Genomic DNA, 16,474 nt, shown 5'->3' on the forward strand with positions numbered 1-16,474 from the left:
TTTTGCCTGTTGCTGCATGCGCTGGCCGCGACCACGCAGCTATCCGGGAAGCTCGCTCAGCTCGTAGCTCGTGCTCCGGCCGCCGCCCTTCGTCTTCCGCAACACCCCACGCGTCAGCAAATCGTTGATGTCGCGCAAGGCCGTATCGGAAGAACATTTGGCAATGGCAGCCCATTTGCCGCTCGTGAGCTTGCCGTCGAAACCATCGAGCAGTTTGTTAAGCAGCTTCACCTGGCGCTCGTTGAATGGCGACGTCGCCCACTCGCGCCAGAAGCGCGCCTTGGTCAGCACCGCATCGAGCGTGAACTGCGCCTGGTCGACCGCACGATGTAGCGCGTCGAAGAACCAGAGCAGCCACTCCGTCACATCCAGGCCCCGCTTCTGCGTGCGCTCCAGAATGTCGTAGTATCCCGCTCGCTCTCGCTGAATCTGAGCCGACAGACTGTAGAACCGTTGCAGGCTGCCGTCGGCTCGGGCGAGCAGCAAATCGCCGATCGCCCGGGCGATCCGGCCATTGCCGTCGTCGAACGGGTGCAGTGTCACGAACCATAGATGACCGAGGCCGGCCCTGATCAGCAGCGGCTCTTTGACGGGACCGTTGATCCAGTCGAGGAAGCGGCCGGTTTCGGCCTCCAGCCGGTTTGCGGGCGGCGCTTCGAAATGCACGCGCTGGCGGCCGATCGGACCCGACACCACCTGCATGGGTCCGCTGGCGTCGTCGCGCCAGGCGCCGACGTTGATCCGGGAAAGACCCGCATAGCCCGTGGGGAACAATGCGGCGTGCCAGCCGAACAGGCGTTCTCTCGTGACCGGAGACTCGCTGTGGGCCGTGGCGTCGAGCACCATCTCGACCACGCCTTCCACATGACGGTCCACCGGCGCGAGCGCGCCGACGTCCACGCCCAGACGGCGCGCAATGGACGAGCGTACCGATTGGACGTCGAGCCGTTCGCCCTCGATCTCGCTGGTCTTGACAACGTCCTCGGTGAGCGCGGCGAGGCTGGCCTGGTCGCGCAGCGCCATGCCGACGTCGGCCAGCCGTCCCGTCAACACGCCTTGGGCGCGACTGACCTCGGCCATGGGCGCTGCCAGTTTCGCCAGGTCGAAACGCCAGCTTGGCCAGTCGTTGGCCTGCCAGATGTAGGTGTAATCGCCGCTATTCATGCGGTGATTATGGGCGGCATTCGCCGCAGGGGCAAGTTAATCGCCGCATTTTATGCAGCGATTAGGGGGGTATTCGCCGCAACCTGAGCCGGCCCGTGCTGGTTAGGCCAGGATAATGGAGTCGCTGTATCGTGCGACTTGCTGGTCATGCGTGATCAACCTCAGCGGTTCAGTCAGGGCCTGGGCCACGAGGAGCCGGTCAAACGGATCCTGGTGATGCGACGGTAGCGCTTCGACAGCCGTTGCATGCTCGGCTTCGATTGGCAGGATGCGATACCCCGCTTCCCTGAAGTAATCCAACGCGGCTTTTCCAGATACCGGCATATCGCCGCGTTGCAGGGAATGCTTGATGCCGATTTCCCAGAGGCTCGCAACACTCACGAAGACGGTGCTGGTTTGCGCCAGAATCAGATCTCGCGCCGTTGAGGACAATTTCGGGCTATCCGTGATGGCCCAAAGCGCGATATGCGTGTCGAGCAGAAGATTCACGCGCCGCGTCCATAGAAGAGGTTTGCCACCTCTTCATTGTGGGCGTCGATGTCGTCGGGAACCTCGAAGCGCCCCTTGGCCACGCCAATGCGCCGTTCCACGGGCGCGACCGGAGCCAGCGGCACGAGTCGCGCGACCGGCCGGCCGCCGCGGGCAATGATGATTTCCGCTTCGCGCCCCAATTCGACGTCCTCCACCAGGCGCGACAGGGACGACTTGGCTTCAAGCATGTTGACGTAGTTCATGGGCGCTCCCGTTTAATATACTTAGTCTAGTCTGGCTAATCTCGTGAATCAAGCCGACACCGAATCGGCACCGAATGCCACGCAACAAAAAGCCGACCTCGCGGGTCGGCTTTTTGTCGTCAAGGCAAGGGGTAACGAACGCTCCCCTTAGCTCACCCACTTGCGCGCATTGCGGAACGCGCGCATCCACGGGCTCGCCTCGCCCCAGGCCTCCGGATGCCAGCTCATCGTCACCGTGCGCTGCACGCGCTCCGTGTGCGGCATCAGCACCGTGAAGCGGCCGTCCGGCGTCGTCACCGAGGTGATGCCCTGCGGCGAGCCGTTCGGGTTGAACGGATAACCCTCGGTAGCCTGCCCGCGGTGATCGACATAGCGCATCGCCACGGCCACCTTCGAAAGGTCGCCCTGCTGCGAAAAGTCGGCGTAGCCTTCGCCGTGCGCCACCGCCACCGGAATGCGCGAACCTTCCATGCCCGCGAAGAAGATCGACGGCGAACTCTGCACTTCCACGAGCGAGAAGCGCGCTTCGAACTGCTCCGACTTGTTGCGCGTGAACTTCGGCCACGCTTCCGCGCCGGGGATCATCGAGGCGAGACTCGACAGCATCTGGCAACCGTTGCAGATACCGAGCGCGAACGTGTCCGGACGCGCGAAGAAGGCGGCGAACATGTCCGCGAGCCTAGCGTTGAAGCGGATCGTCTTCGCCCAGCCCTCGCCCGCGCCCAGCACGTCGCCATACGAGAAGCCGCCGCACGCCACGGCGCCCGCGAAGTCGGCGAGCGTCGCGCGGCCTTCCAGCAGGTCGCTCATGTGGACGTCGTGGGCGTCGAAGCCCGCGCGGTCGAATGCGTAGGCGGTCTCCAGATGCGAGTTCACGCCCTGCTCGCGCAGGATCGCGACGCGCGGGCGCGCCCCGGTCGCGACGAACGGCGCGGCGATGTCCTCGGCCGCGTCGAACGTGAGATGCGGCTGCATGCCCGGATCGGCCGCGTCGAGCAACGCGTCGTATTCGGCATCGGCGCAGGCCGGATTGTCGCGCAGGCGCGCGATGCGCCAGCTCACTTCGCTCCAGGCGCGCTGCAGTTCGGCGCGCGGCGCTTCGTAGATGCGCTTCGCGTCGCGATAGATCTCGATCGCGTCGCGGTCGTTCAGTTGGCCGACCACGTGCGAGCAAGCCGAAAGACCATGCTGACGGAGCACCGCGAACACGGCGTCGCGCTGTTGCGCCGGCACCTGGATCACGGCGCCGAGCTCCTCGGAGAACAGCGCGCGCAGCGTGCGGTCCTCGCGGCGGCCGCTCGTCTGCTTCGCCCAGTCCTTGGCGTCGCCATAGTCGGATTCGTGTTCGGAGTCGAGCGCCAGCATGTCCACGTTCAGCGACACACCGGTGTGGCCCGCGAATGCCATTTCGCAGACGGTCGCCCAAAGACCGCCGTCCGAGCGGTCGTGGTAAGCGAGCAGTTGTTCGTTGGCGTTCAGTTGCTGGATGGCCGTGAAGAACTGCTTGAGGTCTTCGGCGCTGTCCACGTCCGGCACCGCGTCCCCCACCTGCTGCGTGACCTGCGCGAAGATGCTGCCGCCGAGGCGGTTTTTGCCGCGGCCCAGATCGATCGCGATCAGCACGGAGTCGACGCCGCGACCCGCTTCGTCGGTACGGCGCAGTTGCGGCGTGAGATGGCGGCGCACGTCCTCGACCGGCGCGAACGCCGAGATGATGAGCGACACCGGCGCGACGACTTCCTTCGCCACGCCCGCGTCGTTCCACTTCGTGCGCATCGAGAGCGAATCCTTGCCCACCGGAATGCCGATGCCGAGCGCCGGGCACAGCTCCATGCCGATCGCCTTCACGGTGTCGTAGAGCGCGGCGTCCTCGCCCGGCGCGCCGCACGCGGCCATCCAGTTCGCCGATAGCTTGAGCTTGTCGAGCGAGGCGATGGGCGCGGACGCGATGTTCGTGATCGCCTCGCCCACGGCCATGCGGCCCGATGCGGGCGCATCGATCACGGCGAGCGGCGTGCGCTCGGCCATCGTCATCGCCTCACCCTTGTAGCCGGCGTAGTCGAGCGCGGTGATCGCGCAGTCGGCCACCGGCACCTGCCACGGGCCCACCATCTGGTCGCGCACGCTCGTGCCGCCCACCGAGCGGTCGCCGATGGTGATGAGGAAGGACTTGCTGCCGACAGTCGGATGGCGCAGCACACTCTTCGCGACTTCGTCGAAGGCGATGCCGGTCACGTCCACGGGCACGAGCGGCGTGCTCGCGTGCGCGACGTCGCGATGCATGCGCGGCGGCTTGCCGAGCAGGATGTCCATCGGCATGTCGACGGGCTGGTGGCCGCCGTTCGCGGCAAGCGCCGCTTCGTCGGTGTCGATCAGCTTGAGTTCGCGCGCTTCGGTCGCGACGCCCACGACCGCGAACGGGCAGCGCTCGCGCACGCAGATCGCTTCGAAGGCCGGCAGGTCAGCGGGCGAAATCGCGAGGACATAGCGCTCCTGCGATTCGTTCGACCAGATTTCGCGCGGCGAGAGGCCGGATTCTTCCAGTTGCACCTTGCGCAGTTCGAAGCGCGCGCCCTTGTCGGCGCCGTCCACGAGCTCGGGGAACGCGTTCGAGAGACCGCCCGCGCCCACGTCGTGAATGGAGAGAATCGGGTTGCCCTCGCCCAGTTGCCAGCACGAGTTGATGACTTCCTGCGCGCGGCGTTCGATTTCGGGGTTGCCGCGCTGCACGGAGTCGAAGTCGAGTTCGGCGGTATTGGTGCCGGTCGCCATCGAGCTGGCCGCGCCGCCGCCCATGCCGATGCGCATGCCGGGGCCGCCGATCTGGATCAGCAGCGTGCCCGCCGGCAGGTCGTGCTTGTGCGTGTGCTGCGCGCTGATATTGCCGATGCCGCCCGCGATCATGATCGGCTTGTGGTAGCCGCGCACGGTGCCCGCCACGTTCTGCTCGTAGACGCGGAAATAGCCGCCCAGGTTCGGGCGGCCGAATTCGTTGTTGAACGCGGCGCCGCCGAGCGGCCCGTCGATCATGATCTGCAGCGGCGAGGCAATGCGGTCCGGACGGCCATAGGCCTGCGCCTCATCGGCCGGATTGCGGTGCGCGGGCGGCATGGCCGCGTCGCGCGCGTTTTCCCACGTTTCGCGTGCTTCGGGCAAATCGAGGTTCGAGACCGTGAAGCCCGTGAGACCGGCCTTCGGACGGGCGCCGCGGCCCGTCGCGCCTTCGTCGCGGATTTCGCCGCCCGAGCCCGTTGCCGCGCCCGCGAACGGCGAGATCGCCGTGGGGTGGTTGTGCGTCTCCACCTTCATCAGCGTGTGCGTGAGTTCGGTGTGGCGGCCGTATTGCTCGCCCGGGGCACCGCTTGCCGCGCTCTTGCGCGGGAACCAGCGCTCGGCCACGGCGCCTTCCATGATCGACGAGTTGTCCGAATACGCGACGATCGTGCCTTGCGGGCTCATCTTCTCGGTGTTGCGGATCATCGCGAAGAGCGAGAGCTCCTGCTCCTTGCCGTCGATCGTCCAGGTCGCGTTGAAGATCTTGTGGCGGCAGTGTTCGCTGTTGGCCTGCGCGAACATCATCAGCTCGACGTCGGTGGGATTGCGCTCGAGCTTCGTGAACGCGTTGACGAGATAGTCGATTTCGTCGTCGGCAAGCGCGAGGCCCAGTTCGCCGTTCGCCGTCTCGAGCGCCTTGCGGCCGTGGCCCAGCACGTCGACGGTCTGCATCGGCTTTGCCGGCAGTTCGTCGAAGAGATGCATCGCCACGTCGCGCGAGGCCGCCACGCTTTCCGTCATGCGGTCGTGCAGCGCCGCCGCAACCGCTTCGCGCGCTTCGTCGGACAGCGTCTTCTTGCCGCCGAGCAGCCCCGACTTCAGCACGACCGTATATTCGACGCCGCGCTCGATGCGGCGCACCTGTTCGAGGCCGCAGTGATGCGCGATGTCCGTGGCCTTGCTTGCCCACGGCGACACCGTGCCGAAGCGCGGCACGACGAGGAACGTCACCGCGCTGCCGCGCTCCTGCGGTGCTGCGAACGGCGCGCCGTAGTGCATGAGCGCTTCGATCTTCGCGCTGTCCTCGGCGCTGAGCGGCGCAGCCGCATTGACGAAGTGCAGATACTGGCCGTGCACGCCGACGATGTTGGCGTCGATACGCTGAAGCGTTTCGAGCAGACGGGTTTGACGGAAGTCGGAGAGGGCCGAAGCACCGGGGAAACACGAGAAGTGGGCCATGGACTGGGGCGTTGCGTCGAAGTTACGTCGCGAGTTGGCGTCGTGGATTTGCGTCGCGAATTTGCGTCATGAAGCCGGGGGCGCAAATTTCGCCTCGCGCGGCGGCCATCGCAAAAATGGCGATGCGTCGCGCGTGGGGGGCGACATCGGGCGAAAGGGAGACCGCGATTATAACCCGGAAGGCCCGCTCCAGCCGACCCGCCGGGGCCTTTCCGGCACCCCGCGCATGGCGAGCCGCCCCGTTTGGCTGCTATCATTGCGCGTTTCACCCGATCGGCGCGCGAACTCGTGAACCCACGAAAGCCCACGCGCCGCACGCCCTACCCCGGCACGGCACGGCCTGACCGTCATCACTGCGGTCATTGGCGCGCCGTCTGCCTGCAGATCGTATCGTCATGGATGTCATCGTCATTGGCGGCGGAATCGCCGGCGTCGCCACCGCCTACCAGCTGCGCGCGGCGGGCCATCGCGTCTGCGTGGTCGAGCGCCACGCCACGGTCGCGCAAGGCGCCACCTACGGCCACAGCGGCATCGCGCTGCCCACGCCGATCGACGTATGGTTCGGTCCCACCTTCCTGCGCGACGGCCGCCAGTCCACGGGCGGCGTGATCTGCAAGACGGGCTTTACCGGCCAGGCGCGCGCGTTCGTCAAGCGGCTGGGCGCCCTCCACGGCTCCGAGGCATTCGAGGCGCGCTATGCGCTGCTGCGTCCGCTGATCGACGCGGCGGAAAACGTCCTGGACGACGCCGAAGGCCGCTTCCAGCTCGAGTACGAACAGCGCGAGGGCCTCGTCTACCTCGTGCGCGGCAGCGACGAATGGGCGCTGACGCAGCCCGCGCTGGAACTGCTGCGCCGCTTCGAGGTGCCGCACCATGCGCTCAGCGCGGCGGAGTGCCTAGCCTTCGAACCGAATCTCCCCGCCGACCCGCCGTTCGCGGGCGGCGTGCACTTCGAGAACGGCCGGGTGGCGAACTGTCCGCTCTTCGTGAAGCAGCTCAAGCAGGTGCTCGATATGCAGGGCGGCGTGCAGTTCCAGACGGGCCGCGCGGTCAGCGCGATCCGGCTGGAAAGCGGCCGCGCGGCCGTGGAGCTCGCGCCGCGCCAGCCCGACGAGGCTCGCTCGCGCGACGTCGAAGTGATTTCCGCCGACGCCGTGGTGGTTGCCGCGGGCGCGCAGACGCCCCGCCTGCTCGCGCCGCTCGGGATCAAGCTGCCGCTCTATCCGTTGCGCGTGCACACGCTGAACGCCCCGGTGGCGCACGAGGAGTGCGTGCCGCACCACACGATCGTCGACGCGGCGCGGCGTATCGCGATCACACGCGTGAACCACCGGCTGCGCATCTCGGGCGGCGCGGTGCTGCTGCACGCCCGCCAGATCGACGAGCCGCTGCCCGAGGCGCTGACCGAAGACGCGCTCGCGCTGCTCGGCGAGGCTTCGCGCGACTGGGCACCCGGCGCGGCGCGCATTTCCGCAGCCCTCGCGTGGGAAGGCATGAAGCTGCTTTCGGCCGACGGCCTGCCCGCGGTCGGCAACGCGGGGCATCCGCGACTCTTCGTGAACGCCGGTCACGGGCCCGCGGGCTGGGCGCTCGCGCTGGGCTCGGCGCAGCTTGTCGCGCAGCAGGTGTCGGGCATCGCGCCTGAACTGCCGCCCGAAACCATCGCCGCGCTGCGGCCCGAGCGCGGCTAAGACCCGTTCGCGCCGACTCGCGCTGCCGCCGCCGGCCGGCTTGCGCGACACCCCGTCCGGCGGCGGCGCGCGGCCTCCCTCGCCCGGCCGGAGCGGCTCGGGTATCGTTGCACTGTCGATACCCTCCGCTTCGCCGACGCCATGCCCGATATAACCGATACGCCGCTTTCCCGCTCTTCCGGCCTCTCCGTCCCCACCCTGGTTACGCCGCACGACCGGGCCTTGCCGCTCCTCACCGTCGCAGAACTGCGCGCCGTTGAAACGGCGGCGCAGGCCGAGCCTCCCCATACGCTCATGGCGCGCGCCGGGGCCGCCGCCACCCATTTCCTGCTCGAGCAGATCGCTCATGCGCCCTCGCCGGCCGCGGGGCGGCCCGTCTGGATCGTCGCCGGGCCGGGCAACAACGGCGGGGACGCTCTAGTGGTCGCGACCGGCCTGTACCGCGCCGGCGTGTCCGTGGAGGTCTGCATGCCCGTCGAGGTCAAGCCGGACGACGCCCGCTGGGCGTTGGCCGAAGCCCGCGCGGCCGGCGTGCCCATCGGCGCCGTGCCGCCCGACGCGTTCGACGCCTACGGCTGGCTCGTCGACGGCATGTTCGGCATTGGGCTCACGCGCGGCCTCGAAGGTATCTTTGCCGATCTCGCCGTGCGCCTTTCGGCCCGGGCGCGCGGGGCCGGTCACGTGCTCGCGCTCGACGTGCCGAGCGGTCTCGACAGCGACACCGGCAACATCGTCGGCTCGGGCCCCGCGGTGCGCGCGACGCACACGGTCACCTTCATCGCGGCCAAGCCCGGCCTCTACACCGGCGAGGGCCGCGACCACGCCGGGGCCGTGACTGTCGCGCCGATTGGTGTAACGGCGGGCATCGAAGCCGACACTGGCGCACCGAACTCTCCGGGCCCGGCTCGCCTGAACGCCCCGTCGCTCTTCGCCGCCTCGCTGCCCGCCCGGGATTACTCGACGCACAAAGGCACCTACGGCACGCTCGCCGTGATCGGCGGCGACACGGGAATGTGCGGCGCGCCCATCCTCGCCGCACGCGCCGCACTGCTGACGGGTGCGGGCAAAGTGCACGTGGGCTTCATCGGCAGCGACGCGCCGCCCTACGATCCGCCGCACCCCGAACTGATGCTGCATGCCGCAGGCAAGCTCGCGCTCGGCACGCTCGACGCCGTCGCCGCGGGCTGCGGCATGGGCGGCAGCGCCTCGGCCCGCAATCTCGTCGACCAGATCCTGGAGCTCGATGTGCCCGTTCTGCTCGATGCCGACGCACTCAATCTCGTCGCCCGCGACGAAGCCCTCGCGGCACGCGCGGCCGCCCGCGCCACCCCGTGCGTGATCACCCCGCATCCGCTCGAAGCGGCGCGCCTGCTGGCCACCGATACGGCCTCGGTCCAGCGCGACCGCCTCGCCGCCGCGCGCGCGCTGGCGGCCCGTTTCGCCGCCGTGGCCGTGCTCAAGGGCAGCGGCACGGTCATTGCGGCACCGGACGGCCGCGTTGCCGTCAACCCCACCGGCAACGCGGGGCTCGCGACGGGCGGCACGGGCGATGTGCTCGGCGGCCTGATCGGCGCCCTGCTCGCGCAGCGCCTGCCCCCGTTCGAAGCGGCACTGGCGGGAGTGTGGCTGCACGGGCTCGCCGCCGACACGCTCAGCGCCGAAGGCAACGGCCCGGCGGGTCTCACGGCAGGCGAACTGGCGCCGGCGGTACGGCGGCTGATGAACCGGCTGTTCTACGCGTCGCGCGACTGACGCTCGAAAAACGCACGACCGTACGCTGGACGCGCCTCGCGCAGCCGCGCGCGGGACCGCTATACTGATTCACCGCGTAGCCCAAAACCCATTGGACGCGGGCTCGCATCCCTGCGGCGCGTACAGCCTCGCCTGCGTCATCGGCGACCCCGCGCCCGCGCATTCTCCATTCGTTCTTCCCCGCCAGACGAACATGACGAATCCCCTCCCAGCATGGTCCGCGCTTCAGGCGCACTACGAACAGATCCGCAACGAACGCCTGCGTGACTGGTTCGCGCCCGCCAACGACCCCGCCCCCACGCGCGCCGAACGCTACACGTACGCGGGCGGCGGCCTCGCGGCCGACTTCTCGAAAAACCGCATCACCGACGCCACGCTGAAGCTGCTCGTGCAGCTCGCCCGCGAGGCCGGCGTCGAGGCGCGCCGCGACGCCATGTTCGCAGGCGAAATCGTCAACCCGACGGAAGGCCGCGCGGCACTGCACACGGCCCTGCGCGCAACCGAGCCCGACGCGCCCTTCCATGCGCAGATCCTCGCCGAACGGGCGAAGATGGCGAAATTCGCCGACGCCGTGCGCAGCGGCGCCTGGACCGGCTATACGGGCAAGCGCATCCGTCACGTCGTGAACATCGGCATCGGCGGGTCGGACCTCGGGCCGAAGATGGTCGTGCACGCGCTCCAGCACCTCGAATTGCCCGAGATCACGTCGCACTTCGTCTCCAACGTCGACGGCGCGGATCTGTGGCGCGTCATCGAAAACATCGATCCGGAAGAGACGCTGGCCATCATCGTCTCGAAGACCTTCACGACGCTCGAAACCATGACGAACGCGCGCTCGATGCGCGACTGGTTCGTCAAGCACGGCTGCCCCGAAAGCGCGCTCGCGAAGCACTTCGTGGGCGTTTCGGCCAATCCGGCGGAGGTCGTGAAGTTCGGCATCGCGAAGGACAACGTGTTCGAAATGTGGGACTGGGTGGGCGGCCGCTACTCGCTGTGGTCGGCCGTGGGCCTTTCGATCATGATCGCGATCGGGCCGCAGCAGTTCGACGAGCTGCTCGCCGGCGCGCACGACATGGACAAGCACTTCCGCGAGGCGCCGCTCGAAAAGAACCTGCCGGTGCTGCTCGGCATGATCGGCATCTGGTATCGCAATTTCTTCGGTTCGCAGAGCTATCTCGTCGCGCCGTACTCCGAGGCGCTGCACTATCTGCCTTCGTACCTGCAGCAGCTCGAAATGGAGAGCAACGGCAAGCAGGCGCGTCTGGACGGCAAGTTCGTCGATTACGCGACCTCGGCGATCACGTGGGGAGAGCCTGGCACGAACGGCCAGCACGCGTTCTTCCAGATGCTGCACCAGGGCACGACGATCGTGCCGATCGACTTCATCGCCGTGCTCACGCCCGAGCATCCGCTTGCCGATCATCATCCGAAGCTGCTCGCGAACTGCTTCGCGCAAAGCGAGGCGATGATGCTCGGCCGCACCGAGGAAGAAGCGAAGAAGATCGCCGACCCGGACAAGCCCGAACTCGTGCCGCACATCATGTTCCCCGGCAACCGCCCGACCACGACGCTGCTCGTGGACGCGCTCACGGCCCGCTCGCTCGGCGCGCTGATCGCGCTCTACGAGCACAAGGTGCTCGTGCAGGCGACGGTGTGGGACATCAACCCGTTCGACCAGTGGGGCGTCGAACTCGGCAAGATTCTGGGCAAGGTGGTGGAGGCCGACCTCACGGCCGCGCCGGGCGATGTGAAGGCGCACGATTCGTCGACGGCTGCGCTGATCGCACGGGCACGCGCCGCGCTGAAGCGCTGAAGCGAGGACGGTATCGAGGCACAGGGCAGCGCTTTGTGCCTCGTTTTCTAACGGCCCGCCTCCACCCGGCCGGGCATGTGCGTCCCGGCATCCAATGCCCCGTGCGCCACGCGCCGGCCCGCCTCGATCGTCACCGTGCTGTCGCAGCGGCGCGCAAGATCGATGTCGTGCGTGACCAGCACTAGCGTCGCACCGTTGGCGCGATTCATTTCGAACATCAGGTCGATGACCGCATGGCCCGTGGCGGCGTCGAGACTGCCCGTCGGTTCGTCGGCGAAGAGCACGGACGGGTGGGTGACGAACGCGCGGGCGAGCGCCACGCGCTGCTGCTCGCCGCCGGAAAGCAGCTTCGGATAGTGCGAGGTGCGCTGGCCGAGGCCGACCCGTTCGAGCAGCGCGCGGGCACGCAGGTAGGCCTCGCGCGAGGCCATGCCGCCCTGCAGTTCCAGCGGCAGCGCAACGTTCTCGAGCGCCGTGAGATGCGGCATCAGCTGAAACGACTGGAACACGAAGCCCACCGAGCCGTTGCGCAGCGCCGCGCGCTGATCTTCGGCCATCCCGGTCAGCTCCTGGCCCAGCAGCCGAACGGAGCCGGCGCTCGCGCTGTCCAACCCCGCTAACAGGCCGAGCAGCGTAGACTTGCCCGAGCCCGACGCGCCGATGATCGCCACGCTGCTGCCGGCGGCAACCGTGAGGTCGATGCCGTCGAGGATGGTCAGCTCACCGGTGGCATCGGTGACCCGCTTGCACAATCCCCGCACTTCGATGACTGGATCGCTATTCATTCGCACATGATCAAGCACAGGTTAGCCGTCAAGGCGCTTCGCAGCGCATTTTCCTCCGCACGCGCCCAGCTTGCCGGATTCTTCGCCGCGCGGCTTTCCACAGGACTCGCCGCAGGCACTCTTATCCTCGCCGCGCAGGCAGTGTGCGCCGCTGCTTTGCCAACTGCGGCACCGATTGCGGCACCGGCGCCCAACGCCGCGAAGCCCGTGATCGTCGTGCTCGGCGACAGTCTCTCCGCCGAATACGGGCTACCTCGCGACACGGGCTGGGTCGCGCTGATGCGCGGGCGGCTCGCCAGCGATCGAATCGATTATAGCGTCGCGAACGCGAGCATCAGCGGCGACACCACGAGCGGCGGCCTCGCGCGCCTGCCGCTCGTGATGCAGCGCCTCAAACCCGCCATCGTGATCGTCGAACTGGGCGCCAACGACGCGCTGCGCGGCGTGCCGCTCTCCACCACCGACAGCAACCTGCGCGCCATCATCGCCGAAGTCCGCAAGGGCAACGCGAAACCGATGCTCGTGGGCATGTACGTGCCGCCCAATTACGGCCCCGACTACACTCAGAAATTCCATGGCCTGTACGGCCAGTTGTCGAAGGAGCTGAACGTGCCGCTGGTCCCGTTCCTGCTTGCCGGACTCGCCGACAAACCCGACCTCTTTCAGTCCGACCAGATCCACCCCACCCAACAGGCACAACCATTGCTTCTCGATAACGTGTGGCCGACGCTGAAGCCGCTGCTGGAGAGCGGTGCCCGGCGCTAGCCGGAGCAGGACGTCAGAGACGCCTTGCGGCTCCGGGCCCCCAGCGAATCGGTCATGGAACCTTTGCCGGACGAGCGGCATGCGTCCGATTCCGATCGACCCTGACTGGAGGGAGTCAAGCGTGAAATATTTACCTCTTATTGTCATAACGGCAGCACTCGGCGCCTGCGCCAACCAGCCGATCCCAAGCGGCACGCAGTCCGTCGGCACGAGCCAGCAGCCGCCCGGGGCCGTGGCGCAATGCATCGCGCAGAAGTGGGCCGACCGCTCGCAGCAACAGGTTGTGACGCAAACCGTCGTCGCGAACGACCAGGCGGCCGACGTCTATATGCCAGGCCAACAGCCGCCCAACGGCGGCGCCGCGATCGTTCGCCCGGCCTGGTCGTCGAGCGGCAAGACCTGGGTAGGCCTGCGCGCGGGCGCCGGCGGGGACAGCGGTGCCACGGGCGACATCAGCGCCTGCCTCTAACGACACATTGCCCCGCATCTCGCACTTCTGGCAACCGCCAACAAAGACAAAGCCCCGCAGTTCGACTGCGGGGCTTTGTTTATGCATGCCGGCGTGAGACGGCCTGGAGACGTCTTACTGAGCGTCGCCCGACTGCCCCGAGGCGCCAAGCGACCCGTAGTACTTGACCTTCGAGCGGTCGCGCACCGCGTCGAGATAAGCCTGGCCCTGCGACTGCCCGACCATCTGGGCAAGCTGCTGCTGCGCGGCGGCAAGGCGCGGGCCTTCCACAGCCGGGCCTTCCGTGACCGAGTTCACGCGGTAGATCGCATAACCGTCGGCGCCGAGGTCCACGCCTACGTAGGCCGGCAGCTTCTGGGAATCGGCCTTGAAGACGGCGGAAAGCGCGGCGGAAGGCAGCCCCTGCGCATCGTTGCGCGAAACCTTCACCGCCGACGAGAACCCGTCGGTTGCCTTCGACTTCTGCAGCTCGGCGAGCTTCGCCTCGCCACCCTTGCGCGCCAGTTCGGCTGCCTGCTCCGCCACCACCTTCTGGCGCACGGCGTCCTTGACCGCGGCAAACGCGGGCGTAGCAGCGGCCTGGAAGTTCGTCACGTGCGCCGAAATCAGCGTGCTGTTGCCGACGTCGATTGCCTGGGTGTTGTTGTGCTGGTTCACCGAATCGTTCGCGAACACGGCGTTAAGGAACTTCTGGTTGTTCAACGGGCTGTCTGGCGGCAGCGCGGGGTTCGGCTTCGGCGTGACCGTGGCCGTCTGGAGCGTCAGCTTGTACTTGTCGGCGGCCGGCTGCAGGCTCTTCGACTGCTCGTAGACGAGCGAGCTGAAGCCGTCGGAGTCGTCGACGAGGAGCTTGCCGGCCTGCTGCGCCTTGACGTCGTTGACGATCGACGCCTTCACGTCGTCGAACGGCTTCGTCGTGGCCGGCTTGATGTCCGTGACCTTGACGATGTGATAGCCGAAGTCCGACTGGATCACGTCGCTGATCTCGTCCTTCTTGAGCTTGAACACGGCATCGTCGAACGCCTGGCCGCCTGCGATCATGCCGCGGCCGAAGTAGCCGAGGTCGCCGCCCTTCGCCGCCGAACCCGGGTCCTGCGATTCCTTCTGGGCGATCTGCGCGAACTGGTCGGGATGCGCCTTCACTTCAGCCAGGATCGACTCGGCCTTCTGTTTGGCCGCATTGCGGTCGGCCGCGCTCGCATCCTTCGGCACCGTGATCAGGATGTGGCTCGCGCGCACCTCTTCGTCAGTGCGGTAATGCGCGATGTTCTCGTTGTAGTACTGCTGAAGATCGGCATCGCTCGGTTGCACGTTCGCCGCCACCGTGGCCGCCGAAAGCACCAGATACTGGATCTGCGCCGTGGCGGGCGTCGCGAAGTCGCTCTTGTGCGCGTCGTAGTAAGCCTGCAGCTGCGCGTCGGTGGGCTGAACCTTGGCGGCATAGTCGCTGGTGCGGAATGCGAGACCCTGCACTTCACGCTGCTGCTCCGAGAGCGCCATCAGGTGCTGCGCGAGCGACTTCGGCGTAAACGCGCTGTCGATCACCGCGCCGGGCAACTGCTGCATCGCGAGGCCATAGCGCACGCGCTCGTCGTACTGCTCGGGCGTCATGCCCTGCATCGCGAGCAACTGCTTGTAGCGGTCGAGGTCCATCGAACCGTCGGGCTTGCGCAGCGAGGCGATCACCGGATCGGCGAGCAGCGTGCGGCGCACGGCGTCGTCGGACGCCGTGAGATGCAGGCGCTGCGTCTCATCCGCGAGCACGCGCTGCTGGATCAGGCCGTCGAGAATGTCCTTGCGGTGCTCCGGCGTATCGAAGAGGCTCGCGTCGAAGTTCGCGCCCATGACCTGGCGCGCCTGATCGAGCTGCTGGCGGGCGGCGCTGTCGTATTCGGCGCGGGTGATCTTGTGACCGTTCACGCTGGCGACGTTCGCGCTTTCGTCGAAGAAGCCGCGGAAACCTTGAATGCCGACGAAGCCGAGCCCTGGCAGGACCACCAGGATCAGCATGAACATCATCAGCCGTTTGTGATTGCGGAAAAAGTCGAGCATGCGTGAAGGAGCAAAGGGAGCGCCAAAAACAGAACGCCCGATATTACCTCAGAGGACAATAAAAAAGGCGAACCGCAGTTTGCCTTCGGTTCGCCTTCGACTGATCTGGCGGAGCGGACGGGGCTCGAACCCGCGACCCCCGGCGTGACAGGCCGGTATTCTAACCAACTGAACTACCGCTCCATGCGGTGACTACCTGCACGCGCGGCTTACTTCCCGTGCCTGACAGAATAAGGCAAAAACCGCGGAAAACTGGTGGGTGCTGAGAGGCTCGAACTCCCGACCTACGCCTTGTAAGGGCGCCGCTCTACCAACTGAGCTAAGCACCCAGCTTCGCGATTTCTGGACTGCTGTGTGCTGCTTTTGCCACGCTGCTTTTGCCACTACAGCCAGCCCGCGCATTCCGCCATGATCTTGAATTCATCTCGGCGAAAGCACCGTCAACCAGCTAGCCAATTAGTTTAGCGCATCTTTCAGAGCTTTGCCAGGCCTGAATTTCGGAACCTTCGCGGCCTTGATCTTGATCGCATCGCCCGTGCGCGGATTGCGGCCCGTGCGCGCCGTGCGCTTGCCGACGGCAAAAGTGCCGAAGCCGACCAGCGTCACCGATCCTCCCTTCTTGAGCGTGCCCTTCACACCGCCGATCACGGCGTCGAGCGCGCGTCCGGCCGCCGCTTTTGAGATATCGGCTTGTTGTGCAATATGGTCGATCAATTCCGTCTTATTCATTCCAGCCCCCGAGAATGTGTTTGACAATCGTTGTGGCGCCTGCCGCGCCAGATAAAGGAACCAGGCAGGAACAAAAAACTGGAACACGCAGTCCGGCAAAACGCCGGGCCCCGCACATTTAACGAAGCCGAAAGCGCGGTGTCAAGCGGGGTTCCGCCGGATTCGGCGAGGCATTCGAGGGAATATTCGATTTCCTTACCCAGGTACGGAGCGGGCAGCGGCGCGGCCATAAAAAAACCCGCGGACGAAGCCGCGGGTTTTCGGACCATTCGCTGCGCCGCACGCAC

At 67.0% G+C, this 16,474-nt stretch carries 13 protein-coding genes and 2 tRNA genes; 6 read left to right on the forward strand and 9 right to left on the reverse strand.

The window, feature by feature from the left end; all coding sequences use genetic code 11:
- Positions 1-39: 39 nt before the first annotated feature.
- The 4 genes from BAC01S_RS20240 to purL form a co-directional block, all read right to left on the reverse strand.
- Positions 40-1,164: a Fic family protein gene (locus tag BAC01S_RS20240; RefSeq protein ID WP_027796398.1), complete on the reverse strand. Its 1,125-nt coding sequence runs from the start codon at positions 1,162-1,164 to the stop codon at positions 40-42.
- A 102-nt stretch (positions 1,165-1,266) separates the two neighbouring features.
- Complete coding sequence (locus BAC01S_RS20245) at positions 1,267-1,653, reverse strand: type II toxin-antitoxin system VapC family toxin (RefSeq protein ID WP_027796399.1); 387 nt, start codon at positions 1,651-1,653, stop codon at positions 1,267-1,269.
- Positions 1,650-1,898 (reverse strand): type II toxin-antitoxin system Phd/YefM family antitoxin, encoded by a 249-nt coding sequence (locus BAC01S_RS20250; RefSeq protein WP_027796400.1) that lies wholly within the window; start codon positions 1,896-1,898, stop codon positions 1,650-1,652. Before BAC01S_RS20250 ends, BAC01S_RS20245 begins: the two co-directional genes overlap by 4 nt.
- A gap of 147 nt (positions 1,899-2,045) precedes the next feature.
- A complete protein-coding gene (gene purL, locus BAC01S_RS20255) occupies positions 2,046-6,131 on the reverse strand; it encodes a phosphoribosylformylglycinamidine synthase (RefSeq protein ID WP_027796401.1) in 4,086 nt (1,361 codons plus the stop codon).
- Here purL and BAC01S_RS34770 point away from each other — a divergent pair.
- From BAC01S_RS34770 to pgi, 4 genes are all read left to right on the forward strand, one after another.
- Entirely contained in the window at positions 6,130-6,423 is a 294-nt protein-coding gene (locus BAC01S_RS34770; protein WP_156954483.1) for a hypothetical protein, read from the forward strand. The two genes, purL and BAC01S_RS34770, sit on opposite strands and share 2 nt — an antisense overlap.
- 103 nt (positions 6,424-6,526) lie before the next feature.
- Positions 6,527-7,822 (forward strand): FAD-dependent oxidoreductase, encoded by a 1,296-nt coding sequence (locus BAC01S_RS20260; protein ID WP_027796402.1) that lies wholly within the window; start codon positions 6,527-6,529, stop codon positions 7,820-7,822.
- Between the two features lie 141 nt (positions 7,823-7,963).
- Positions 7,964-9,574: a bifunctional ADP-dependent NAD(P)H-hydrate dehydratase/NAD(P)H-hydrate epimerase gene (locus BAC01S_RS20265; protein WP_043202977.1), complete on the forward strand. Its 1,611-nt coding sequence runs from the start codon at positions 7,964-7,966 to the stop codon at positions 9,572-9,574.
- A gap of 193 nt (positions 9,575-9,767) precedes the next feature.
- On the forward strand, positions 9,768-11,387 hold the full coding sequence (gene pgi, locus BAC01S_RS20270; protein WP_027796404.1) for a glucose-6-phosphate isomerase: 1,620 nt from the start codon (positions 9,768-9,770) through the stop codon (positions 11,385-11,387).
- A gap of 47 nt (positions 11,388-11,434) precedes the next feature.
- On the opposite strand, the gene BAC01S_RS32020 is transcribed toward pgi, so the two are convergent.
- Complete coding sequence (locus tag BAC01S_RS32020) at positions 11,435-12,172, reverse strand: ABC transporter ATP-binding protein (RefSeq protein WP_043202979.1); 738 nt, start codon at positions 12,170-12,172, stop codon at positions 11,435-11,437.
- A 6-nt stretch (positions 12,173-12,178) separates the two neighbouring features.
- Between BAC01S_RS32020 and BAC01S_RS20280 the strand changes: the two genes are divergently transcribed.
- Both BAC01S_RS20280 and BAC01S_RS20285 read left to right on the forward strand, forming a co-directional pair.
- Complete coding sequence (locus tag BAC01S_RS20280) at positions 12,179-12,937, forward strand: arylesterase (protein WP_027796405.1); 759 nt, start codon at positions 12,179-12,181, stop codon at positions 12,935-12,937.
- A gap of 121 nt (positions 12,938-13,058) precedes the next feature.
- Entirely contained in the window at positions 13,059-13,406 is a 348-nt protein-coding gene (locus BAC01S_RS20285) for a hypothetical protein (protein ID WP_027796406.1), read from the forward strand.
- 114 nt (positions 13,407-13,520) lie between these two features.
- Here the strand turns inward: BAC01S_RS20285 and BAC01S_RS20290 are convergent, their stop codons facing one another.
- The 4 genes from BAC01S_RS20290 to BAC01S_RS20305 all read right to left on the reverse strand — a co-directional run bounded on the left by BAC01S_RS20290 (position 13,521) and on the right by BAC01S_RS20305 (position 16,187).
- The gene (locus BAC01S_RS20290; RefSeq protein WP_027796407.1) at positions 13,521-15,458 is read right to left on the reverse strand and encodes a SurA N-terminal domain-containing protein; all 1,938 of its coding nucleotides are present in this window, start codon (positions 15,456-15,458) and stop codon (positions 13,521-13,523) included.
- 106 nt (positions 15,459-15,564) lie between these two features.
- Positions 15,565-15,641 (reverse strand) — tRNA-Asp (locus tag BAC01S_RS20295).
- A 70-nt stretch (positions 15,642-15,711) separates the two neighbouring features.
- Positions 15,712-15,787: transfer RNA gene (locus BAC01S_RS20300), tRNA-Val, on the reverse strand.
- 127 nt (positions 15,788-15,914) lie between these two features.
- On the reverse strand, positions 15,915-16,187 hold the full coding sequence (locus BAC01S_RS20305) for an HU family DNA-binding protein (RefSeq protein ID WP_027796408.1): 273 nt from the start codon (positions 16,185-16,187) through the stop codon (positions 15,915-15,917).
- Positions 16,188-16,474: the final 287 nt, after the last annotated feature.

Source organism: Paraburkholderia acidipaludis NBRC 101816, assembly GCF_000684975.1.
GTDB classification, from domain to species: domain Bacteria; phylum Pseudomonadota; class Gammaproteobacteria; order Burkholderiales; family Burkholderiaceae; genus Paraburkholderia; species Paraburkholderia acidipaludis.

Coding starts and splice junctions, on each gene's coding strand:
- BAC01S_RS34770 (WP_156954483.1), top strand. CDS start 6,130: ATGGACTGGGGCGTTGCGTCGAAGTTACGTCGCGAGTTGGCGTCGTGG.
- BAC01S_RS20250 (WP_027796400.1), bottom strand. CDS start 1,898: ATGAACTACGTCAACATGCTTGAAGCCAAGTCGTCCCTGTCGCGCCTG.
- BAC01S_RS20240 (WP_027796398.1), bottom strand. CDS start 1,164: ATGAATAGCGGCGATTACACCTACATCTGGCAGGCCAACGACTGGCCA.
- BAC01S_RS20260 (WP_027796402.1), top strand. CDS start 6,527: ATGGATGTCATCGTCATTGGCGGCGGAATCGCCGGCGTCGCCACCGCC.
- purL (WP_027796401.1), bottom strand. CDS start 6,131: ATGGCCCACTTCTCGTGTTTCCCCGGTGCTTCGGCCCTCTCCGACTTC.
- BAC01S_RS32020 (WP_043202979.1), bottom strand. CDS start 12,172: ATGAATAGCGATCCAGTCATCGAAGTGCGGGGATTGTGCAAGCGGGTC.
- BAC01S_RS20265 (WP_043202977.1), top strand. CDS start 7,964: ATGCCCGATATAACCGATACGCCGCTTTCCCGCTCTTCCGGCCTCTCC.
- pgi (WP_027796404.1), top strand. CDS start 9,768: ATGACGAATCCCCTCCCAGCATGGTCCGCGCTTCAGGCGCACTACGAA.
- BAC01S_RS20290 (WP_027796407.1), bottom strand. CDS start 15,458: ATGCTCGACTTTTTCCGCAATCACAAACGGCTGATGATGTTCATGCTG.
- BAC01S_RS20280 (WP_027796405.1), top strand. CDS start 12,179: ATGATCAAGCACAGGTTAGCCGTCAAGGCGCTTCGCAGCGCATTTTCC.
- BAC01S_RS20305 (WP_027796408.1), bottom strand. CDS start 16,187: ATGAATAAGACGGAATTGATCGACCATATTGCACAACAAGCCGATATC.